This window comes from Nocardia sp. CA-151230, assembly GCF_050942175.1.
In the GTDB taxonomy this organism is placed as follows: Bacteria; Actinomycetota; Actinomycetes; order Mycobacteriales; family Mycobacteriaceae; genus Nocardia.
The window spans coordinates 4,871,740-4,892,463 of the sequence record NZ_CP192061.1; the positions used below are offsets into that span (position 1 = coordinate 4,871,740).

At 68.5% G+C, this 20,724-nt stretch carries 17 protein-coding genes; 6 read left to right on the forward strand and 11 right to left on the reverse strand.

Features of this window, described 5'->3' with window-relative positions:
- Positions 1 to 73: 73 nt before the first annotated feature.
- The 5 genes from ACQP1O_RS23090 to pruA form a co-directional block, all read right to left on the reverse strand.
- Positions 74 to 1,501 carry an amino acid permease gene (locus ACQP1O_RS23090; RefSeq protein ID WP_433560572.1) on the reverse strand — a complete coding sequence of 476 codons (1,428 nt, stop codon included), beginning with the start codon at positions 1,499 to 1,501 and terminating at the stop codon, positions 74 to 76.
- A 506-nt stretch (positions 1,502 to 2,007) separates the two neighbouring features.
- Positions 2,008 to 2,454 (reverse strand): N-acetyltransferase family protein, encoded by a 447-nt coding sequence (locus ACQP1O_RS23095; RefSeq protein ID WP_433560573.1) that lies wholly within the window; start codon positions 2,452 to 2,454, stop codon positions 2,008 to 2,010.
- A gap of 422 nt (positions 2,455 to 2,876) precedes the next feature.
- Complete coding sequence (locus ACQP1O_RS23100; protein WP_433560574.1) at positions 2,877 to 3,758, reverse strand: class I SAM-dependent methyltransferase; 882 nt, start codon at positions 3,756 to 3,758, stop codon at positions 2,877 to 2,879.
- 307 nt (positions 3,759 to 4,065) lie between these two features.
- Positions 4,066 to 5,028 (reverse strand): proline dehydrogenase family protein, encoded by a 963-nt coding sequence (locus ACQP1O_RS23105; RefSeq protein WP_433567759.1) that lies wholly within the window; start codon positions 5,026 to 5,028, stop codon positions 4,066 to 4,068.
- On the reverse strand, positions 5,025 to 6,683 hold the full coding sequence (pruA, locus tag ACQP1O_RS23110; RefSeq protein WP_433560575.1) for an L-glutamate gamma-semialdehyde dehydrogenase: 1,659 nt from the start codon (positions 6,681 to 6,683) through the stop codon (positions 5,025 to 5,027). The genes ACQP1O_RS23105 and pruA overlap by 4 nt, the downstream gene beginning before the upstream one ends.
- A gap of 223 nt (positions 6,684 to 6,906) precedes the next feature.
- Between pruA and ACQP1O_RS23115 the strand changes: the two genes are divergently transcribed.
- On the forward strand, positions 6,907 to 8,718 hold the full coding sequence (locus tag ACQP1O_RS23115) for a PucR family transcriptional regulator (RefSeq protein WP_433560576.1): 1,812 nt from the start codon (positions 6,907 to 6,909) through the stop codon (positions 8,716 to 8,718).
- A 72-nt stretch (positions 8,719 to 8,790) separates the two neighbouring features.
- Here the strand turns inward: ACQP1O_RS23115 and ACQP1O_RS23120 are convergent, their stop codons facing one another.
- Positions 8,791 to 10,023 carry a lipase family protein gene (locus tag ACQP1O_RS23120; protein ID WP_433560577.1) on the reverse strand — a complete coding sequence of 411 codons (1,233 nt, stop codon included), beginning with the start codon at positions 10,021 to 10,023 and terminating at the stop codon, positions 8,791 to 8,793.
- Positions 10,024 to 10,144: 121 nt separating this feature from the next.
- Here ACQP1O_RS23120 and ACQP1O_RS23125 point away from each other — a divergent pair, with 121 nt between their 5' ends.
- Positions 10,145 to 11,227 carry a hypothetical protein gene (locus ACQP1O_RS23125; RefSeq protein WP_433560578.1) on the forward strand — a complete coding sequence of 361 codons (1,083 nt, stop codon included), beginning with the start codon at positions 10,145 to 10,147 and terminating at the stop codon, positions 11,225 to 11,227.
- A gap of 22 nt (positions 11,228 to 11,249) precedes the next feature.
- Here ACQP1O_RS23125 and ACQP1O_RS23130 read toward each other — a convergent pair whose 3' ends face one another.
- The 3 genes from ACQP1O_RS23130 to ACQP1O_RS23140 are packed head-to-tail and all read right to left on the reverse strand — an operon-like array spanning position 11,250 to position 14,016.
- Positions 11,250 to 12,494 (reverse strand): cytochrome P450, encoded by a 1,245-nt coding sequence (locus tag ACQP1O_RS23130; protein WP_433567760.1) that lies wholly within the window; start codon positions 12,492 to 12,494, stop codon positions 11,250 to 11,252.
- A complete protein-coding gene (locus ACQP1O_RS23135) occupies positions 12,490 to 12,684 on the reverse strand; it encodes a ferredoxin (RefSeq protein WP_433560579.1) in 195 nt (64 codons plus the stop codon). Before ACQP1O_RS23135 ends, ACQP1O_RS23130 begins: the two co-directional genes overlap by 5 nt.
- 18 nt (positions 12,685 to 12,702) lie before the next feature.
- Positions 12,703 to 14,016, reverse strand: coding sequence for a phthiocerol/phthiodiolone dimycocerosyl transferase family protein (locus ACQP1O_RS23140; RefSeq protein WP_433560580.1), 1,314 nt, complete (start codon positions 14,014 to 14,016; stop codon positions 12,703 to 12,705).
- 466 nt (positions 14,017 to 14,482) lie between these two features.
- Between ACQP1O_RS23140 and ACQP1O_RS23145 the strand changes: the two genes are divergently transcribed.
- Complete coding sequence (locus tag ACQP1O_RS23145; protein WP_433560581.1) at positions 14,483 to 15,061, forward strand: NADPH-dependent FMN reductase; 579 nt, start codon at positions 14,483 to 14,485, stop codon at positions 15,059 to 15,061.
- 119 nt (positions 15,062 to 15,180) lie between these two features.
- Here the strand turns inward: ACQP1O_RS23145 and ACQP1O_RS23150 are convergent, their stop codons facing one another.
- Entirely contained in the window at positions 15,181 to 15,888 is a 708-nt protein-coding gene (locus ACQP1O_RS23150; RefSeq protein ID WP_433560582.1) for a TetR family transcriptional regulator, read from the reverse strand.
- Positions 15,889 to 15,960: 72 nt separating this feature from the next.
- Entirely contained in the window at positions 15,961 to 16,644 is a 684-nt protein-coding gene (locus ACQP1O_RS23155) for a hypothetical protein (RefSeq protein ID WP_433560583.1), read from the reverse strand.
- A 286-nt stretch (positions 16,645 to 16,930) separates the two neighbouring features.
- Between ACQP1O_RS23155 and ACQP1O_RS23160 the strand changes: the two genes are divergently transcribed.
- From ACQP1O_RS23160 to ACQP1O_RS23170, 3 genes are all read left to right on the forward strand, one after another.
- Positions 16,931 to 18,337 carry a DUF1254 domain-containing protein gene (locus ACQP1O_RS23160; protein WP_433560584.1) on the forward strand — a complete coding sequence of 469 codons (1,407 nt, stop codon included), beginning with the start codon at positions 16,931 to 16,933 and terminating at the stop codon, positions 18,335 to 18,337.
- Between the two features lie 77 nt (positions 18,338 to 18,414).
- The gene (locus ACQP1O_RS23165) at positions 18,415 to 19,407 is read left to right on the forward strand and encodes a zinc-binding dehydrogenase (protein ID WP_433560585.1); all 993 of its coding nucleotides are present in this window, start codon (positions 18,415 to 18,417) and stop codon (positions 19,405 to 19,407) included.
- Between the two features lie 157 nt (positions 19,408 to 19,564).
- On the forward strand, positions 19,565 to 20,560 hold the full coding sequence (locus ACQP1O_RS23170; protein WP_433560586.1) for an RNA polymerase subunit sigma-70: 996 nt from the start codon (positions 19,565 to 19,567) through the stop codon (positions 20,558 to 20,560).
- Positions 20,561 to 20,724: the final 164 nt, after the last annotated feature.

The window sequence follows — 20,724 nt, forward strand, 5'->3', positions numbered from 1 at the left end:
AGCAGCGGAACGAGGTGTGAGGCGGGGTCCGGGCGGCGCCGGCGTCGGTGCGCCGCCCGGAGTCTATTCCGGCTCAGGCGTTTTCGATCGAGGCCCGATGCCCCAGACGGGAGTTGAAGCGGGAGTAGCCGAAGTACACGATGAGTCCGACCACCAACCATGCTGCGAAGCGCACCCAGGTTTCCCAGGGCAGCGACCAGATCAGGTAGATGGAGAAGCCGATGCCCACCACCGGCACCACCGGCATGAGCGGGAGCCGGAATTCACGCGGCTCGTCGGGGCGGGTGTAGCGGAGGACGATCACCGACACGCTGACCACGATGAACGCCATCAGGATGCCGATATTGGTCAGCTCCGCAACGGTATTGATGGGCAGCAGCCCGGCCAGGATCGCCGAGCCGGCGCCCACGATCCAGGTCACCCGGGTGGGAACCTTGCGGGTGGGATGGGTCTTGGCGAACCATTCCGGCAGCAGCCCGTCGCGGCTCATGGCGTACCAGACGCGGGTCACACCCAGCATGAAGGTGAGCACCACGGTGATGATGCCGACGATGGCGCCGATCGCGATGATGTTCGCGATGCCCGGCATCCCCACGGATTTGAACGCGGTGGAGAATCCGGAGGTCGGGCTGATCTCGGTGTACTTCTGCATGCCGGTGAGCACCAGCGTGGCCAGCACGTACAGCACCATGGCGATGGCCAGCGAGTAGATGATCGCCTTGGGCAGATGCTTTTTCGCCTCGGTGGACTCCTCGGCCGCGGTGCTCATGGCGTCGTAGCCGAAGACGGCGAAGAACACCGTGGCCGCGCCCGTCCACACCGCGCCGGTGCCGAACGGGAAGTACGGGTGGTAGTTCGCGCTGTCGATCTTGAACAGGCCGAGCACGATGATCAGCAGCACGATCGCCACCTTGATCCCCACCGCAACGGTCTCGAACCGTCCCACGCTCTTGATGCCGCGCGACAGCACCCACGCACTGCCGAGGCAGAACAGGATCGCGAACACGTCCACCACATGCCCGTCCCCGGTGCCGGAGGCCCCGAGCATCCAGTGCGGCAAGGTGATTCCGATCTGATCGAGAAGGAAGTTGAAGTACCCGGATACGCCGATGGCGACCACCGCCGCCACCGCCACGTACTCGAGCAGCAGATCCCACCCGATGAACCAGCCCGCCAGCTCACCCAGCGACACGTACCCGTAGGTGTAGGCCGACCCCGCCTTGGGCACCATGCCCGCGAATTCCGCGTAGCAGAGCGCCGCACACGCACTGGCCACACCCGCGATCAGGAACGAGATGAGGACCGAGGGCCCGGTCGTATTGTGCGCGACCGACCCGGCCAGGGCGAAGATGCCCGCGCCGATGATGCCGCCCACCCCGATGGCCGTCAGCTGCCACAGACCGAGGTGTTTCGACAGCCGCTCGTCCGCGGGCGTGTCGTCGTCTACCTCCGAGATCGGCTTGCGGCGCAGGATCTGGCCGCGCAACTCCGCAAAAGACATGCGGGATCCTTTCGTTCCGCTGCGCACTGCCACTCTGTGGTAACGCAGGTCACACTCGAGCTAGCTCAGCTAATCGGACCATGGCCGATGCTGTGATCGGGCGGTTGGTTGAATAAAGTTCAGAATTGTCGTCTCATCGGCCAAAGCTCTCGTGTTCGGCGTGTGTGTTGTGCCGTGCGCCTACCCGCCGCGTCGTCCGAGCCGCTACCGCGCGAAACGCCCTGTGGCTCGGGGGTTTCGGTAGTCCTCGGGGTTTCGGTAGTCAAGGTCGCCGAGTTGATCGGCCCATGCCTACACGTTCCGCGGTGCGATCTCCAACGGCGACGCTCTGGACACGGAGGTCCATCGGTTCCGGATCCTCCACAACACGATCAGACCGCACCAGGCGCTCGACGATCGGACACCCAGCGCGGCCTACATCGGGTTCGACCAGCGGAATACCGCTCGATAAGCGGCAGATGAGTGTGTTCGCAGCCCGAAGACGGCGGGGGCGTTCGCGACGTAGTTCATGGCCGCCATACGAAGCGGATATCCGGCTCGCGCTCCTCGTTCCGCGAGCCGTCCGTTCGGTCGACCTCGACGAATCCGTGCCGCTCATAGAATCGCCGCGCGGGTTCGTTGACCTGGAATGTCCACAATCCCAGCCCCTTCGGTCTCAACCGCTTGGCCAAGTCCACAAACCGGTCCCCGAGGCCACTACCCCGCCATGACGGTTCCAGATAAAGCTGTTCCAGTTCGCCGGCATCGAGAACCAAAAGCCCGCGGACCACACCGTCGGCAACTGCAACCCATGTCTCCTGCTGGGGCACAACCACATCGGAGAACCAGCGCTGAACGGCAGCATCGGTGTGCCCACGTCTGACCATCGGCAGCGCTGCGGCAAACGATCGCAGCCACATACCAGCGATGTCGGCAGCATCGGTGTTCTCGGCACGCCTGAACAGCAGATCCATGGCCTGAACGCTAACGCGACGAGGCTGACCCCGGCTGTCCGACCGAATGCGCGGCGTTCGGCCACTCCAGACCGGTGTCAGGGGCGGATCCCGGCCAGGATTCGGTCCAGATGCCCGATGGGGTGCTCTCTCATGCGGCTGCCCACCATCGTCATTGGTGTGATCGCCAGTGCGTTGTCGGATCACCGGTCCATTGATCTATGCGCAATGGCCACTAACCTTGCAGATCAGCGATGTTCGCCTTCTCGCAGGAGAGCGCGTGCGCGTCGAATCCGTTGGCGAGGACCGCGGTGGTGTCGAGTTCGCAGCCGATCCGCTCACGCGTCGCCGGATCGGTCTTCGTCGGCCGGCCCCTGCGCAGGCCGACATCACCCCCGGCGCCCCGGCCGGCGCACAGCGGCCTCGACGGCGCCGAACCATCCTCACAACCCGATCTTGATGCAGGTGAACTGCATGACGTCGAGGTGGCCGTGACGGAAGTGGTCGGCGCACCCGGTCATATGGCTGATGTAGGCGTTGTAGGTGTCGCGCCCGGCCAGTTCGATCGCCCGGTCGCGGTGCTCGCGCAGCGCGGTGGCCCAGTTCTGCAGTGTGGTGGTGTAGTGCGGTCCCAGTTTCCTGATTCCGGCGATGGTGAATCCGGCATCTTCCGCGTACTCGGTGACCCCCTTGGGGTTGCGGCCGGTCGGTGGCGGAACTCGGTCGAAGGGCAGGATGATCCCGGGCGTGAACACGGAATCGGTACTCGCGGAACGTGTCTGGTGGACATCCGAGGGGTCGCGGCCCGGTGCGACGACGGTCTGCACCAACAGCACCCCGTTATCGGGCAGGATCCGGTAAGCGAAATCGAAGAAATCGGCGTAGCGCTGCGGGTGTAGGTGTTCCAGCGTCCCGATACACACGATGCGGTCCACGCGGCGGTCGAATTCCTCCCAATCCTGCCGCCGGACCCCGCCGTAGGGGCGGCCGCGGATCAGCCGGTCGACCAGGCGGTCCCGCACATACCGGTACTGGTGGCGGTTGCCGGTCAACCCGATCGCGTTCACCCCATAGGTGTCCATGGCGCGCAACATGGTCGAACCCCAGCCGCAGCCGACATCCAACAAGGTCATCCCCGCCTGCAGATCGCACTTGGCCAACGCGAGGTCGATCTTCGCCGACTGGGCTCGTTCCAGGGTGTCGTCCGGGCGAGTCCACAGCGCGCAACTGTAGGTGCGGGTCGGGTCGAGGAACAGGGCGAAGAATTCATCCGGGAGTTCGTCGCGAGATCGGACCTCACCAAGCACGGGTGTGTCAACAGTCATGAGGGCGGATCCTTCTTGCAATCGAGCACTGCCGTGGACGGCAGCCGAGGTAGCCCGCTCCCCTCGTCACCTCCATCCGGGAGGTCGAGCACCCTGCCGAGCCTAGGCGACCTCACATGCCGGACTGAAGGACTGTGAGCAGGAGTTCACCCGCAGGTAACGTGCGCCGGTGCGCTACGCGGGTCCGGCCGGTGCCCTGTGCTCGGCCCAGCGGAGCCCGGACGGGGCCGGGTCTCAACCCGATGAGGTGTCAGGGTCGCCGACTTCGAGGGTGAACATCCTCGTCCAACCGGCCGGCTGGAAATCCTCAGCGTCCCGCGCCCGGTCCGAAGGAGCGCAGGAAGAACGCGAGATTGGCCGGGCGCTCGGCCAATCGGCGCATGAAGTAGCCGTACCACTGGTCGCCGTAGGGCACATAGGTGCGCAGGTGCGCGCCCGTGGCGACCAGCCGTTGCTGCTCGTCGTCGCGGATGCCGTAGAGCATCTGGAATTCGAAACGGTCCGGCGACCGCCGCGCCGCCCGCACGTAGTGGGCGGCGGCGTCGAGCATGACCGGGTCGTGGGTGGCCACCATGGGATAGCCCAGGCCGCGCACGAGGATGTCGAGGCAGTGCAGATAGGACGCGTCCACCTCGTCGCGGCTCTGGTACGCGGCCCCGGCCGGTTCGCGATAGGCGCCCTTGCACAGGCGGATTCGCGATCCGGGACCGGACAGGTCGCGGCAGTCGCCCTCGGTACGCAGCAGGTACGCCTGCAACACCGTGCCCACCCAGGGGAAGTCCGCCCGCAGTGAGTGCACGACGGACAGGGTGGAATCGGTGGTGGTGTGGTCCTCGGCGTCCACGGTGACCCAGACCCCCGCCGTCGCGGCGGCGGTGCAGATCTTGTGGGCGTGTTCGAGAGCGATGGCGTGGCCGTCCCGGGGCAGCGCCTGGCCCAGCGCGGAGAGCTTGAGCGAAACTTCCAGTGGCCGTACCTCTCCCGCGGATCCGGGCAGATCGCCCAGGGTTTCGAGCAGGGCGAGGTAATGCGCGACGGTGGCGCGCGCCTGCGCGAGGTCGGTGGTGTCCTCGCCCAGATAGTCGAGGCTGACGTACCGCCCGGAGTCGAGCAGCGTCCCCGTGGCCGCCGCAGCATCTCCCTCGGATTCCCCGGCGACGAAGCGCCGCACCATCTTCCGGGTCGATGCCAGCCCGGTGAGGGTCCGTTCCACCCGAGGCGACCGTGAGGCCGCCAGCAGCGCCGGACGCAGCACGGTCGTGAACATCAGCGTTCCCCCGCTTCCGTGGCCACGGCCTGGTGCGGATACCGGTGATCGGTCGGCGGCACGAAGGTCTCCTTGATGGTGCGCGCCGAGGTCCAGCGCAACAGGTTCTGCGCCGACCCGGCCTTGTCGTTGGTGCCGGAGCCCCGCGAGCCGCCGAAAGGCTGCTGTCCGACCACCGCGCCGGTCGGCTTGTCATTGACGTAGAAATTGCCCGCCGCGTACCGAAGTCGCTCGGACGCCCTCGCGACCGCCGTCCGATCATCGGCGATCACCGCGCCGGTGAGTCCGTACGACGACCCGCGATCGACCAGATCCAGCACCGCGCCGAACCCGTCGGGCGTCGTGTCGTCGTAGACGTGCACGGCCAGAATCGGCCCGAAGTACTCGGTCCGGAACGCCTCGTCACCCGGATCCTCGCCCAGCAGGACGGTCGGCTCGACGAAGTAGCCCACACTGTCGTCGGCGCGACCACCGGTGAGCACGGTCAGACCGGGTGTCGCCTCGGCCCGGGCGAGGGCGTCCACATTGCGGTCGAAGGCACGCCGATCGATCAGCGCCCCACCGAAATTCGTGAAATCGGTGACGTCGCCGTAGGTCAGCTCCGACACCTTGCTCAGGAAGTCCCCGGACATGCGCGACCACACCGATTTCGGAATGAACGCCCGCGACGCCGCCGAACACTTCTGCCCCTGGTAGTCGAACGCCCCGCGAATCAGCGCCGTGCTCAACACGTCCGGATCGGCCGAGCTGTGCGCGACCACGAAATCCTTGCCGCCGGTCTCGCCGACCAGCCGCGGATAGGTGTCGTACCCGGCGATGTTCTCCCCGACCGTGCGCCACAGCCGCTGGAACGTCCCCGTCGAACCCGTGAAGTGAATGCCCGCCAGCCGCCGATCGGCCAGCGCCACGGCCGACACCTCGGGACCGTGGCCGTGCACCAGATTGATCACGCCCGGTGGCAGCCCCGCCGCCTCCAGCAGCCGCATTGTCCAGTACGCCGAAAATGCCTGTGTGGGTGAGGGTTTCCACACCACCGTATTGCCCATCAGCGCCGGCGCGGTCGGCAGATTGGCCGCGATGGCGGTGAAATTGAACGGCGTGACCGCGTACACGAACCCTTCCAGTGACCGGTAGTCCACCCGATTCCACACCCCCGGCGTCGAGAGCGGCTGCCCGGCCAGGATCCCGCGCGCGAAGTGCACATTGAACCGCCAGAAATCCACCAGCTCACACGGTGCGTCGATCTCGGCCTGATACGCGGTCTTCGACTGCCCCAGCATGGTTGCCGCCGCCACCGTCTCCCGCCACGGTCCGGACAGTAGATCCGCGGCCCGCAGGAATACCGCCGCCCGCTCATCGAACGACAGCGCCCGCCACCCCGGCGCCGCAGCGGTCGCCGCCTCGATCGCGTCGGCCGCATCCCTCGCCTCGGCCACCGTGATGGTCCCGAGCACCGCCGAATGCCGGTGCGGCTGCACGACATCCAGCACCTCACCCGCGCTCCGCCGCTCCCGTCCACCGATCACGTGCGGAATCTCGAGCGGCGTCGCGGCGAGTTCGGTGAGCTCGGCCTGCAGTCGCGCGCGCTCCGGGGTGCCGGGCGCGAAGGTCCCCACCGGTTCGTTCACCGGCGGTGGAGTGACTGTGACGGCGTCCATGACAACCTCCTGGCGGATTATGGCCCGTGTCACCGGGCGAGTACGCCGAGTCAACCCCGAATCGCCTCGGGGATATTGAGCCGATCGGCCAAAGAACCATCGGACCTGTTGTACGTTCGGCCCAACACGTTCGACACCTGCATGCCCGGAATCGGTGGCGCGACTCCGGCCCACCCGGCCGGGCGTGCGCAGCAGCACCCATGCTCTGAACACCGGAGACAGCATGACCCCAGGCCGACGCCGCACCCCCGCCGATCAGCGGACCGCCGAGCCCGGCTCGGTCCCCGTGGGAAACGGCATCGACCGCGCCATCGGCGTGCCGGACGAGGCACCGGGGAGCCCGAACGAGGCGGAGGCCGTACGGAGCTCCTTCACCCGAACCGGAGTAGCGCTGCGGGAACTGCTGGGGGCACTGGGCACGACGCTCGTCGACCTGGTCGACGCACCGCTCGGGGACGAGGTGGCCATCCGGTCGGTAGCGCTGGTCGACAGTTCGGACCTGAGCTCGGAAACCGTTGCGCACGCACCCATGTCGGACATGTACCTGCACGTGGGGATCGCCGAGGCCGAGGCCGTGCGGTGGCTCGAGGAGGTCGCACAGCGGGCACCGGCACAGCGACCGCGCGCGGTGCTGTCGAAGTCCGCGGCCGCGGCGGGCGGGTTGCGGCGGGCCGCGCTACGGGCCGGAGTGGCGGTGGTCGGGGTGCATCCGAAGGCCCGCTGGGATCACGTGTACCCGCTGATCCGACGGGTGCTGGATCGCACGGGCCCGGCCCGCGACAGCGCGGACCAGGATCTGCTGGCTGCCGATACCGACCTGTTCGGGCTGGCGCAGATCATCGCGCAGAATGCCGGCGGCATGGTCACCATCGAGGACGCGCACTCGCACGTGCTCGCCTACTCGGCCTCCAACGACGCCGCGGACCGCCTGCGGATCCAATCCATCCTGGGCCGGGAGGGGCCGCGCGAATATCTGCGGATCCTGCAGCAATGGGGTGTCTTCGACCGGCTGCGGCACACCGACGAGGTGGTCGACCTGCCCGCGCACGCCGAGCTCGACATCAAACACCGTCTGGCCGTGGGGATTCGGCGGCCGGGCGAGGGCAGGGCCGCCACCGTCCTCGGATCGATCTGGCTGCAGGAGGGCGAGCGGCCGTTCAAGTCCGATGCGGCCGAAGTGCTGCGGGGCGCGTCGGCCATTGCCGCACGCATCATCTCGCGCAGCCTGGACGCACCGTCCACCGAGGCCCTGCTGATCCAGCGCCTGTTCGGCGCGCGCGGCGGCGGTGTCGATGTGCCGTCGGTGGCCAGTGCCCTGGGTATCCCGGTGTCCGGCCCGGCGGCGGTCATCGGTTTCGCATCCACCGGCGCGGCGCCCGCCGCCGCGGAACTGTCGGCGCTGGGCAGCGCACTTCGCCTGCGCGCGAGCGCCTTCCGCCGCGACTCGCTGGCGACCCTCATCGGCGACCGCGCCTACATCCTGCTTCCGCGCTACCACTCGGCCCGCGCGGTCACCGCCTGGACCCGGCAGCTGGTCGATCAGTTGGAATCCACCGGCACCCCGATCCTGCGCGCCGCCATCGCCGTTCCCGTCGCCGAGCTCACCGGCGTCGCCCGCGCCCGCCTCGAGGTGGACCGCGTCCTGGACAGCACCGCGGCGGGCTTTCCGAAGGATCGGGTGACCACCCTCGCCGAATCCCGTACGGCCGTCCTGCTGGGCGAGATCCTCGATCTCATCGCCGCCCGCCCCGAACTCGAGGACCCGCGCCTGACCGCCCTGTTCGATTACGACCGTGGTCACGCCGCGCAACTCGAGGCCAGCGTCGAGCGCTATCTGCGCCATCACGGCGACGTGCGGGCCGCGGCCACCGCGTTGCGCATCCACCCGAACACGCTGCGCTACCGCCTGCGCCGCGCCCAGGACATCACCGGCATCGACCTCGACGATCCAGCGGATCGCCTACTGCTCGAGCTGCAACTGGCCCACCACCGCCGCGGCGCGGACCGGACTCGGCACCGGCCGACCCAGCGCTGAGCAGCCACCTGGCGCGGTGTCTATTCCGTCAGCGCCGCTTCCAGGCTCGGCCACGATGATTACTGCGGATTGTCAATGGCCCGGACCGGTACACCCCGGCGGCACCAGCCGGCCGGCCAGCAGATCCTCGATCCACCCGGTGGTCAGTGGAATCGAGAGCACGCCGACGATGTAGTGCTCCCCCGGGAGCGGCTGCAATCGTACGCGGGCGCCCCGCGCGCACCAGTCGTCGAACAGGTGCTGCGCGCCCGCGAAGGGAACGAAGATCTCATTGACGCCGTGGAAGAGGAACACCGGCACGCCCGGCGCGCTGCCGCCTGGCCGGTTCTGTGCCAGAATCCGCTGCACCACAGGCAGTTTCAGTGGATCCGGCACGACCGAGAGCTGTTCCACCCGCAGCGGCGCGATGAGCCCGAGCGCCGTCTCCGGCGAAATGCAGATATCGCGGAACATCCGCGCCAACCGCCACCCGTTGTCGTTGAACAGGCCCAGCAGTTCGGGGTACTCGCGGGACAGCCCGAGCACGGCCGCCAGCAGGACCCCGGTACCCCAGGTGCCGTCCATGGCGGGCAGCAGGGTCTGATAATCCGCCGGGGTCCCCCCGATTATCGCGCCCGCCAGCCGGATCTCCGGCGCATAGGTCGGCGCCAGCTGCGCCGCCCAGCTGGTAGCGATCGAACCGCCGGAATAGCTCGTCATCACCACCGGCGTCTCCGGCCCGAGCCCTGGCATGTTCGCGCGGGTCACTCCCCGGATGGAATCGAGCACGGCGTGCCCGCCCATCAGCCCCGCCGCGTACGCCTGCCGCGGGCCCTGGTGGTCGGGAACGACCACCGCATAGCCCTTGGCCAGAATCAGCCGAATCGCCACGACATCGGCCGACATACTCCGCTCGAGATCCGCGGAGGGCGCACAGGACTGACCCAGCGAGGAGATCGGAAGGTTGTACGACACCAGCGGTCTCGGACCCGTTCCCGGCCACGCCGCGTGCGGCACCAGCAGGGTGGTCACGATGGCGACCGGCCGATCGTGGGAGTCGGTGGATCGCACCAGAAACTGGTTGGCGTCTGCGGCGGGAAACTGGCCGTCGATCGTGCGGGCTGCCAACACGCTCCCCGGCGGCCGGGCCTCGAAACCGGGCTCGGGCGTGAAGAAGGGGTCGGCCGGCGGCGTCGGCATCACGCTGGCCGGATCGTGTGCGGGATTCAACAGATCCGAGATCGGGTCGGCGTGCGCATGCAGTGGGAGCAGCGCCGTCACCAGCGCCACCAGCATCCATATCCGTGTGAACCGGACAGCCGCCACGAGGAGAGATCGTCACACACCGTTCGGTGCACGGCCCGGATTTGCCTCGGCACGGCGATTCGGGTCCGCCGGAAACGTGCACAACCGACAAATCGCCGGGGTGTTCTGGCACCCTGTCCCAATGAGGTGGTCAATCGTCCTGGTCGCCGTTCTGGTACTGGCGGCCGGGTGTGCTGTGCGGGAATCGGATTCGCCCTGGCGCGAGGTATCGCTGCCGCAGCACGGGGCGCGGGTGCTGGATTTCGCGCCGATCGCGGGCGGCGTGCTGGCACTGGGCTCGATCCCGGCCGGCGACGGACGCGCCCCCGCCGCCTGGTCCTCCCCCGACGGCACTCGCTGGACATCGGTCCCCGTACGGCCCGACAGCCCGTACGGCGCACTGGCGGAACTGATTTCGGCGGGCACCGGCACGCATACCGTGGTGCTGGGTCAGGCTTTCGGTGGCGCGCACAGCAATCCGCGCATGACCATCTGGAGCGGCGACGGCCGGGGACTCACCGAGCACACCCAGGCCATGGAGATGTTCGGCGGCCCGCACGCCATCGCGGTGACCGCGGCGGCGGCGCACGGCGCCACCGATCTGCTGGTGGGTGGGTGGGACGGCGACAACGGCCGCTACGGCGCCGCGTACTGGACCTCCGCCGACGGCGCCGACTGGCGGCGGCACGCGGACGATCCGGCGCTGTCGTCCGCACCCGGCGAACAGACCGGCGCGGCCGGGGTCGGCACCGGCGCGCAGGGCTTCGTCATCGTCGGGGAAACCTTGCGCGACAATGTCCTTCGGCCACTGGTGTGGACCTCGCCCGACGGCCTCGGATGGCAGCGTCACGAGCTGCCGGGCGCGAATGCCGTCGCCGCGCGCGTCGGCTGCGGCAATACCGGCTGCACGGTGCTCGGCCAGTCCATCGGCGCCACACCACACGTGCTGTGCTGGCCGTCGGCCGACGCCGACGCCGTGACCGGCCCGGGCGCGTCAACGGTCGACGTGCTCCAGGTCCTGCCGACCGCCTCGCGCGTGCTGGGGCTCGTGGCACTCGACCACGTCGCGCAACTGGCGTCGATGGCGCCGAATTGCACTGAATGGCAACAGATCTCCCTGCCCGCGAGCGCGCCCGGGGCTCGCATGGTCGCGCTGCCTGCCGGCCTGCTGCTGGCCACCACCGAGGCCGACCGCAGCAGACTCTGGCTGCATGCCCTGCCGTGACGGCAGGGCACCGCTCACCGCATCACCACACGACGGGCAGCGACCGCACCCCGTACACCATGGCGTCGTACTTGAAGTCGATCTCCTCGGTCGGCACGGACAGGCGCAGCCCCGGCACCCGCCGGAACAGCGTCTGCAGCACCATGCCGAGCTCGATGCGCGCGAGCTGCAGACCGATGCACTGGTGCCGGCCCGAGCCGAACGCCAAGTGCTGCGCGGCATTCGCGCGCGCCAGGTCCAGGGTGCCCGGCTCGGCGAAGACCCCCGGGTTCCAGTTCGCGGTGGCCAGGTCGAACACGATCGGGTCGCCTGCGCGGATCACCTCACCGCCGACCTCGATGTCCTCGATGGCGACCCGCCGCAGCCCGGTGTCGACGATGGTCATGTAGCGGATCAGCTCGTCGACCGCATTGCCGAGCACCTGCGGGTCGTCGGTGTCGCGAATGATCGCCAGCTGCTCGGGCCGGTCGAGCAGCGCGATGACGGCCAGCGAGATCATGTTCGCGGTGGTCTCGTGCCCGGCGACCAGAATGCCGACCGTCTGCAGCGCGGCCTCCCACACCTGCAGTTGACCGTCGCGGACCAGTTCGGCGACATCGGAGAGCAGATCCTCGGCCGGGTTCTCGGTCTTGGCCTCGACCAGCTTGTTGAGGTAGCCGAGCACCTCCAGCGTCGACTGCTGCTGCTCCTCGGCGGTCGCGTTGCCGCCGAAGCCGAGTTCGGTGGCCTCCTGGAAGAACGCGTGGTCCTCGTAGGGGACGCCGAGCAGTTCGCAGATCATCAGCGACGGTACCGGCAGCGCCAGCGCCTTCATCAGGTCCGCGGAGTTGCCCTGCTCCAGCATGGCGTCGATGGTCTCGTCGATGTGCTTCTGGATATTGGGCCGCATGGCCTCGAGCCGCTTGGGGGTGAACGGCTTGGCCAGCATGCGCCGGTAGCGGGCGTGCTCCTGGCCGTCGGTGTTGAACATGGTGCGCGGGCTCATCTCCGCGACCGCCTTCATCCCCTCGTGGATGTGCGGGTAGGAGGGGTGGTGGTTGTCGGCGCTGACGCGGGAATCGGCGAACAGCTCACGCGCCTCGGTGTAGCCGGTGATCAGCCACGGCTGCTTGCCCTCCCAGGTCCGGACCTTGGAGATCGGGCCGGCGTCGGCGAGTTCGCGGATCTCCGCGGCGGGCGCGAACGGGCAGCTCGCGGAGCGGCGACCGGGATAGAAGGTCGGCTCGGCGGGGGTCTCGGTGCTGGACTCAGGCATGTTCGGGTCAATCCTCGATGTGTATGGCTTGCGCTGGGCAGAATTCGGCGGCCGTTCGCACGGCCGGGGCCTGCTCCGGCGCCGGATTCTCGTCGAGCAGCACGACGACGCCGTCGTCGTCGCGCTGGTCGAAGACTTGGTCGGCACGCAGCACACAGTGACCGGCTGCGATGCACTTCTCCTGGCTGACAGCAACTCTCATGGCGCGTCCGGCCGCGAGTCAGCCACGATCCGCGTCGGCGTCGCAGACGCGACGGACCTGCTCCCGGATCGCCTCGGTCACGCGGCCCATGAGGGCGTGACTGTTGCGAGTGGTGTCGTAGTTGACGTGGATGATGAGCCGCTCGGCGACGGTCCACACGGTCAGCTTCGGCGGCATGCCCAGGGCCATGCCGAACGCGTCATCGGAGACGAATTCGAGTCCGCCGGGGATCGAAGGCGTCTGTTCCACACCGAGATTCGCCATACCCAGCGTGGGCTGCGCACCGAAGATCGCGGCGGTCTCCGGGTCGAACGCGCGCTGTGAGGCCCGCATGAACAGGGCCGGGAACCGGGCGTCGAGGGCGGCGCGCATGGCCACCTCGGTCGCCTTGGCCAGCTCGATCGGATCGGTGTCGGCGGCGGCGAAAACCGGGGTGGCCACCCCACCCGCGCAATTGAGCAGTGTCGACTGCGGGATCGGCTCGGCGAGCGAGGCGCGCAGATCCACCGCGTGCCCGAACACCATCGGTACCGGCCCGGAGTCCGACTCGAGCTGGCCGCGCACCGCGACCATGGCCACGCCGGTGACCAGGCTGTTGACCGAAACACCCTGCGCGCGTGCGACACCGAAGAGGGCCGCGCTCTGCTCGGGGTCCACCTCGATGCGCTGGATGGCGAACCGGCCCACCGGGTCGCCGACGCCGTCGCCGTCGCGGGGCAGCTCGAGTGGCGCGGGCACCGCGTCACCGGCGGCCGCGATACCGCGCAGCATCGCGACCAACTCGTCGACCTCGGTCTCGGTGACACTGCCCGCCAGCAACGTATCGATACCGTCGACCAGTGCGTTGTCCGAATTCGACGGCGGCAGTGGCGAACCCGCCAACTGGGCGCCGTAGCGCTGCCACATGTCGTCGCGCAGCGCCAGCGCCGACCGTCCATCGCACATGCCGTGGTGCATGATCAGCACGATCTGGTCGAGACCGCCCTCACGCAGCACGTGAGCCTTGAAAAGGCCGGTGCTCCAGTCCTGTTCGATGTTGACCAGCCGCTGATAGCCGTCGGGTCCCCACTCGGTGACCTCGAGCGGGGGCTGGTACTCCTCGCGAACCCGGAAGACCGGCTCACTGCCGGGCTCGTGGACCATGACCGCGCGCAGCAGCGCGTGGTCGGCGGCCAATTCCGCCAGCACCCTGCGCATGACGTCGGGGTCGATCTCACCGCGTACCGTGGTCGCGACGAACAGCGGCACACCGGCTTTCGGCACATCGCCCCAGCGAGCGTCGGGGTCGAAATGCTTGAACTCGAAAGACGACAGCGGTCGTTGACTACTCATAAAGCCCTGGCACTCCCCATTGTGAAACATGCCCTTCCGACCATACACACGACTGGGACAATCGTCAGGACTGTTGTCAGTAACCGGTTCCGGCTCCGAGTGCCCGAATGTCTTCCGGCACAAGAATGTTGCCTGGCCTGCCCAGATGCTACGGGCGGACGAGATGACCGGCCCGTGCGCTGAAGGCAAGGGCGCCGGCACCTTCGAGTTGCGGCGCTGAACTGAACCACAGCTCGTTCAGAATGATCGCCATCCTCTCGATGGTCGAAATCCCAGGGCACGCGCCTATGCGAGGGCTCGGTGGGCTGAACGGCGCTGAACGGCACTCGCAGGGATACCGCCCTGCGGCCCGGACGGTTCCGCACACCAGGCGAGTGACGCACATCACCGTGCCGGGATGTCACAACGGTGGGAGTCGGCGGCACTTTGTGTCGTCGAGTCGTCACCACCCCGAGGAGTAATCGACATGACCAGAATCGGCATCATCATCGGCAGCACCCGGCCCGGCGGCATCGGCGAGAACGTGGCTCGCTGGGTGCAGGCCATCGCCACCGAACATGCAGGCGAGACAGCCGAATTCGAGCTGATCGATCTGCAGGATCACCGGCTCCCCCTGCTGGACGAACCCGTCCCGGCGGCCCGCACGCCCGGACAGCACCCGTACACCCGCCGCTTCGCCGAGCACGTCGGCTCCTGTGACGCCTTCATCTTCGTGACCGGCGAATACAACACCGCACCCCCGTCCTCCCTCACCAACTGCATCGACTACCTGTACGCCGAATGGGCCTGCAAGCCGGTCGCCTACGTCGGCTACGGCATCTACGGCGCCGTGATGGCGATCCAGAAGCTGCGCGCCCAGGCCGGTGTCCTGCGCATGGCCGACATCGGCCCGCAGCTGGCCCTGACCCTGCGCGACGACTTCGTCGCCTACACCGAATTCCGGCCCCAGCCACCGCAAACCCCCGCCCTGCACGGCGTGATCGACGAGCTCCTGGCCTGGACCCACGCCCTGACCCCGCTCCGCGAACCCGCCACCATCGCCTGACCAGAGCGGGCAGACATCCTGCGCCCCAGCATGTTCGGAGCCGATGGCCGACCGCGTCGTCATCGCCGCCGGCGCAACCCCGCCGGGATCCGGTGGATCCGGCACGGAACCGCGATCAGCTAGTCGCCGCTGGCCGCGCCGATCAGAATCTGCCACGGCCAGGCCGGGTCCGACGGATTGTCGGGTAGCTCGGTGAGCAGGTCGGCGGCGGTGCCCGAGACGGGGGCGGTGAGCATGCCGACGGTGGCGTCGATGATGTTGGTGGTGAACAGCGCGGTGCGCGGATCGTCGGCGGCCGGGGCAGCGTGTTCGAGACCGGCCAGGGCGCGGACGGCGAGCATCATGCTGAACGACAGGCGGGTGCGCAGGACCGGGCCGGGAATGCGAGTGAGCCGCTCGGCCAGGGCCGCCAGGACGGTCCGGACGCTGTCGGTGACGGCGGGGTCGGCCTGGGTCAGGGCGTAGACCCAGGGGGGCGTGGAGACCTGGGCGAGGAAACGCAGGTAGTGGGCGTCCGGGCGGGTGGCCTGTTCGGCGAGCGGGCGGATCAGGGCGTCGGCGAGTTCGGGGACGCCGAGGCGGCGGCTGTCGTGGCCGAGTTCGGCGAGCAGCTCCCAGCGGCGCTGGTTCACCTGCCCGGTGTGCTGCTCGAAGATCTCCCGGACCAGCTGTTCCTTGGTGCCGAAATGGTATTGCGCGGCAGTCTTGTTGCGCTGACCGGCGGCCGCGGTGAGCTCACGCAGCGAGACCGCATCGATGCCGCGCTCGGCGAACATGCGCAATGCGGTCGAAGCCAGGATCTGCCTGGTGGATGGGCCGTCTGACACTCCGACATCGTAGTGATCCGGTCCCGGTCCCCGAGCGAGGCGCACCCTGCCCGGGGGTCGGGACGGTGAGAACTATTTGGCCGCAGGCGTATTGGGCACGAACGGCTCGTTGATCGTGGTGAAGTACTGGATCACCGACGCCACCGCCACCGGCGCGGTGACCAGGAGCGCACCCGCGAATGCGCCGATGCCCGCGCCGATGGCGATGCCGGCCAGGCAGCCCGCCAGCGGACCCGCCCCGAACAGGGCGGCGAGAATCCCGGTGACGACCGTGCCGACCACCGCGCCGCCCACACACCCGGCAACGCCGCCGATGGCGGTCCCCAGGGCCGCTCCCCCGGCCGCGGCGCTGGTGATCTGCAACGAAGCACGGGAGAAGGCCGCCTGCTCACGTTCGTACCGGGTCCGCCACGGCGCCTCCTCCTGATACGGCAGGGCGACGGGCGTCAGCGTGGCGGTGTGGCCGTCCACCGACGCCTGAATCGGGTAGTCGGCGTTGTCGATTCGGACGGTCAGGGGAATCCCGGCCAGCACCTGACCGCTAGCCGCCTTGATCTTGAATACGCCGTCCTCGACGACCATGCTGCCGGCGTCGGTGGTGATGACCGCGGCGGAATCGGTTGCCTCGACACGGTAATTCACGCCGGTATCGGGTGCCGCCGCTTCCGTCGTGGCCTCCGCCGCCGCGGTGGCGGCGGTCGGGGTGAGTGCGACGGTGGCCAGGGTGGCAGCGGCGATGAGGCTTCTGGTGTGCACGGGGATCTCCTCGTAGAGCGCGCGAAAGGGCGAGGTGGCGGGAATGGCCCGCGGACCACCTCACCGGTGATGTGCAGGGAATCAGGCATGTGGAACCTGTCACAGTGCCGCCGCCGAGCGAAGGCATAAGTCCCGGTCAGCGGGACTCTCGGGCTGCGCGTGGGACCTTCCGATCGGATGTCAATACCCAGGCCCGGGGACCAGACCGGCCTTTGACAAGTTGCCTCCTCGAGGCATACGCCTTAAGGCAGTCGCCTTACAATTCGGATCTATCGAGGAGGGTTCCATGAGACCTGTCCGAGGCAACCGCGCTCTCTCCGCTCGCACCGCACGGGCACTGGCCGCAATCGTCGTCACCGCGGCACTGGCGGCCTGCGGGACCACCTCCGGCCCGGCCGCGCCGGCCGATACGGACACCACGATCCGCACGGCCTACGACTACGCGTTCCCGCTGTACTTCCTTTCGCAGCTGCGATGGAACGCGCTCGAGACCACCGGCGGCCGCACCAGCACCACGCTCGATCGCTTCGCGCACTCCCGCACCGTGGCCGGGCCGCAGGACACCTGGGCCAACGCGCCGCTGGTCGACGCGCTGTATTCGACTGCGTGGACCGATCTTTCGCGGGGACCGGTCTTCCTCGACACCCCCGACACCGGCAGCCGCTACTACGTGCTGACCCTCATCGACTTCTACTCCAACACCTTCTTCTACGCGGGCCCGCGCACCACCGGCAGCGGCGCCCTGCGCTATCTGCTGGTCGGACCACAGTGGAACGGCCAAGCGCCCCAGGGGGTCTCGGTCGTGCACGCGCCCACCAACGACGTCTACGTCAACCTGCGGGTCCAGACCACCGGCCCCGCCGATCGGGCCGCCGTCAATGCCGTGCAGGACGGGTTCACCTTCACACCGATGCGGCCCACCACGACCGAGCCGACCACCCGCGTCCGGCCGGTTCCCGGCGACCCCGAGAACTACCTGGCCGTGGTGAACCAGATGTTGACCCTCGATCCCCCGCCGGCCGCCGACCGTCCCCTGCTCGACACGCTCCGCCGAGTCGGCATCTGCGGCGCGGACTGCAGCTTCGACCGCCTGCCGCAATCGGTGAAAGACGCCTGGCACAGCCTGTTTCCACAGCTCGGCACCTACATGAAGCAGTACGCCGAACAGACCGCGAAGGCCAAGGGCTGGATCGACTACAGCCCGCCCGGATCCCTGCTGGGCACCACCGGCCAGCACGACTACGGGCAGCGCGCCCTGGCGCTGGGCAGCGGCACCGGCATGCTCGGGCTGCGGCGCGAGGAGGCCAACTACTGGATCACCTTCACCGACGGTGCGGGACAACCGATGACCGGGAGCACCGCCTATACCCTGCACCTGCCGCCGGGCGGCATTCCCTCCCATGCGTTCTGGTCGGTATCGCTCTACGAGATCCAGCCGACGGGCCAGTTCCTGACCCCCAACCCGATCAACCGCTACGAAATCGCGGGCAACACACCGGGAGTCGTCACCAACCCCGACGGCAGCATCGACATCTGGATCCAACCCGAGACGCCGCGCCCCGACCGCCGGGCGAACTGGCTGCCCGCCCCGGCCGCCGGCCACCCGTTCATCCTCTTCGCCCGCTCCTACGTCCCCGGCCCCGACATCCTGTCGGGCCGCTTCACCATGCCCGCGGTCACGCCGATCGGCTGACCGGTTCCGGCGGCCGATTCCTTTCTCCGGTGGCGGCGGTCTATCTGGTGACAAACCGAGAAGGAGTGCTGATCACCATGACCATCCCCACCACCATGCGGGCCTTGCGGCAGACCTCGCTGCAGGGCCCGCAGGACCTGCGTCTGATCACCGATGCGCCGGTACCGGTTCCCGGTCCGGGCGAGATCCTGATCCGGGTCACCGCCGCCGGAGTCAACTTCGCCGACATCTCCCAGGCCCGCGGCACCTTCCTGGGCGGACCGCGGCCACCGTACACGGCGGGATTCGAGGCCGCCGGTGAGGTCGTCGCGGCGGGAGACGAAGTGGCCGAATCGCTTTCGGGGGCCCGCGTCATCGGCGTGGGGGCCGGTGCGTTCGCCGAATACGCGGTGCTGCCCGCGGCCGCGGCCGTGCCGATCCCGGCCGGATGGAACGCCGAGCAGGCACTCGGACTGGTCGTGAACTGGCCCACCGCGCTCGCCGCATTGAAACCATTGGGCCGCATAGCCACTGGTGAGACGGTGCTGATCCATGCCGCAGCGGGCGCGACCGGCCAGGCTGCGGTGGCCATGGCCAAGCACTACGGTGCGATCGTCATCGCCACCGCCTCGCCGGGCAAGCACGAGATCGTGCGGGGACTCGGTGCCGACCACGTGCTGGACTCGCGGTCCGAGCACCTCGCCGACGACGTCCTCGAGCTGACCGACGACGCCGGAGCCGATCTGGTGCTCGAATCCGCCGGTGGCTCGACCTTCACCGCGAGCCTCGCCGCGGCCAAACGGGTCACCGGACGGGTCGTCGTCTACGGCATGGCAGGTGGCAACAGCGCCATCACCAACTGGGAATTGGTGTACAAGTACCAGATTCACCTCATCGGCCTCAATATCGGCGTGCTGATCCAGACCGCACCCCACGTCTTCGGCGAGGTTATGGCCGAAATGTTCGCGCTCATCGCCGCAGGTGTTCTCGCACCCACCAGACCCACCGCCCATGATCTCGCCGACGGCCCGAAAGTCCTCGCGGAAATGGAATCCCGCGCCACCATCGGCAAATTGGCCCTGCTGCCCTGACCGCTCCGGACACCCGCTGACCTGGGTTTCGATTCCTTCGGACCGGCTTCCCGGTCGTCATGGGCGACGGACCCGATCAGCGGGCACACGATCCGGAAAGAGAGCAGCCCATGACGAGCAGCCAATCTGCAGCCCGGCGGCAGCCTAAACTCGCCGCATGACGGCGCACCTGGCGGAGGCGGCCGATCGGAGCCGCTTCACCGCCGAAACCGAGCGATTCCGCCGGGAACTGCTGGCGCACTGCTACCGCATGGTCGGCTCGGCCCACGACGCCGAAGACCTGGTCCAGGAGACCTACCTGCGCGCCTGGCGCGCCTACTCCGCTTTCGAGGGTCGCGCATCGGTTCGGACCTGGCTGTACAAGATCGCCACCAATGTCTGCCTGTCGGCGCTCGAGCCGCGCCGCATCCGAGTACTGCCCTCGGGCCTGGGCGGTCCCGCCGACGGGTCCGAGGGCGCGCCGAGTCGCCTTGCGCCGGGCGAGGTTTCGTGGCTGGAACCATGCCCCGACGGTTGGATCGCAACTGCCGCGGACGATCCGGCCGCCGCGGTGGTCGCCCGCGAGTCACTCCGCCTGGCCCTCATCGCGAGCCTTCAGCATCTCCCCGCCCGCCAGCGCGCCATCCTCATCCTGCGCGAGGTCCTGTCCTTCTCCGCCGCCGAAACCGCGGAACTCCTCGGCACCACAACCGCGGCGGTCAAGAGCGGCCTGCAGCGGGCCCGCGCCCGCCTGCACGAATTGCCCTCGGGGCCAGAGGAATTGCTCGAACCATCCGATGAGCGGGCGCGGGCGCTGCTCGACGGCTACATCGCCGCCTTCGAACACGCCGACGCTGCCCTCCTGCAGCAGGTGTTGCGCGCCGACGCGACGCTGGAAGCGACCCCGTTCCGAGATTGGCAGGCGGGCCGGGCGAACTGCATCCGCATGCTCGACGCCTACGTGATGGGTCGGCCCGGTGACTGGCGGATGCTACCCACCACGGCCAACGGCCGGCCCGCCGCCATCGAGTATCACCGGGACACCGAGGGCGTGCTCCGCGGCCACGGCATCGTGGTCCTGGCTCCGACCGCCGCCGGTGTTCGCGGTGTCATCTCGTTCCACGACCCGGCGCTGGTCGCATTGTTCGGATTCCCCGAGGTGCTCGCGGAGTGAGTCGGTAGAAAAGGGTTCTCGGCGAGCGCTACTGCCGAGATTCGCGAATCCCTCACGGTGCAAATGCATTTCATGCTCGATGGGTAGAAAAGTATACCCGTAATTCGAGCCGATAAACCATCGACATAACTTTTGAATTGCGACCGCCCAAATCGGACAAACAT

What these genes read in the sequence shown, in the direction of transcription:
- ACQP1O_RS23170 (WP_433560586.1), top strand. Translation starts at nt 19,565, where the DNA reads ATGACGGCGCACCTGGCGGAGGCGGCCGATCGGAGCCGCTTCACCGCC.
- ACQP1O_RS23140 (WP_433560580.1), bottom strand. Translation starts at nt 14,016, where the DNA reads ATGAGTAGTCAACGACCGCTGTCGTCTTTCGAGTTCAAGCATTTCGAC.
- pruA (WP_433560575.1), bottom strand. Translation starts at nt 6,683, where the DNA reads ATGGACGCCGTCACAGTCACTCCACCGCCGGTGAACGAACCGGTGGGG.
- ACQP1O_RS23135 (WP_433560579.1), bottom strand. Translation starts at nt 12,684, where the DNA reads ATGAGAGTTGCTGTCAGCCAGGAGAAGTGCATCGCAGCCGGTCACTGT.
- ACQP1O_RS23090 (WP_433560572.1), bottom strand. Translation starts at nt 1,501, where the DNA reads ATGTCTTTTGCGGAGTTGCGCGGCCAGATCCTGCGCCGCAAGCCGATC.
- ACQP1O_RS23145 (WP_433560581.1), top strand. Translation starts at nt 14,483, where the DNA reads ATGACCAGAATCGGCATCATCATCGGCAGCACCCGGCCCGGCGGCATC.
- ACQP1O_RS23115 (WP_433560576.1), top strand. Translation starts at nt 6,907, where the DNA reads ATGACCCCAGGCCGACGCCGCACCCCCGCCGATCAGCGGACCGCCGAG.
- ACQP1O_RS23125 (WP_433560578.1), top strand. Translation starts at nt 10,145, where the DNA reads ATGAGGTGGTCAATCGTCCTGGTCGCCGTTCTGGTACTGGCGGCCGGG.
- ACQP1O_RS23095 (WP_433560573.1), bottom strand. Translation starts at nt 2,454, where the DNA reads ATGGATCTGCTGTTCAGGCGTGCCGAGAACACCGATGCTGCCGACATC.
- ACQP1O_RS23160 (WP_433560584.1), top strand. Translation starts at nt 16,931, where the DNA reads ATGAGACCTGTCCGAGGCAACCGCGCTCTCTCCGCTCGCACCGCACGG.
- ACQP1O_RS23100 (WP_433560574.1), bottom strand. Translation starts at nt 3,758, where the DNA reads ATGACTGTTGACACACCCGTGCTTGGTGAGGTCCGATCTCGCGACGAA.
- ACQP1O_RS23165 (WP_433560585.1), top strand. Translation starts at nt 18,415, where the DNA reads ATGACCATCCCCACCACCATGCGGGCCTTGCGGCAGACCTCGCTGCAG.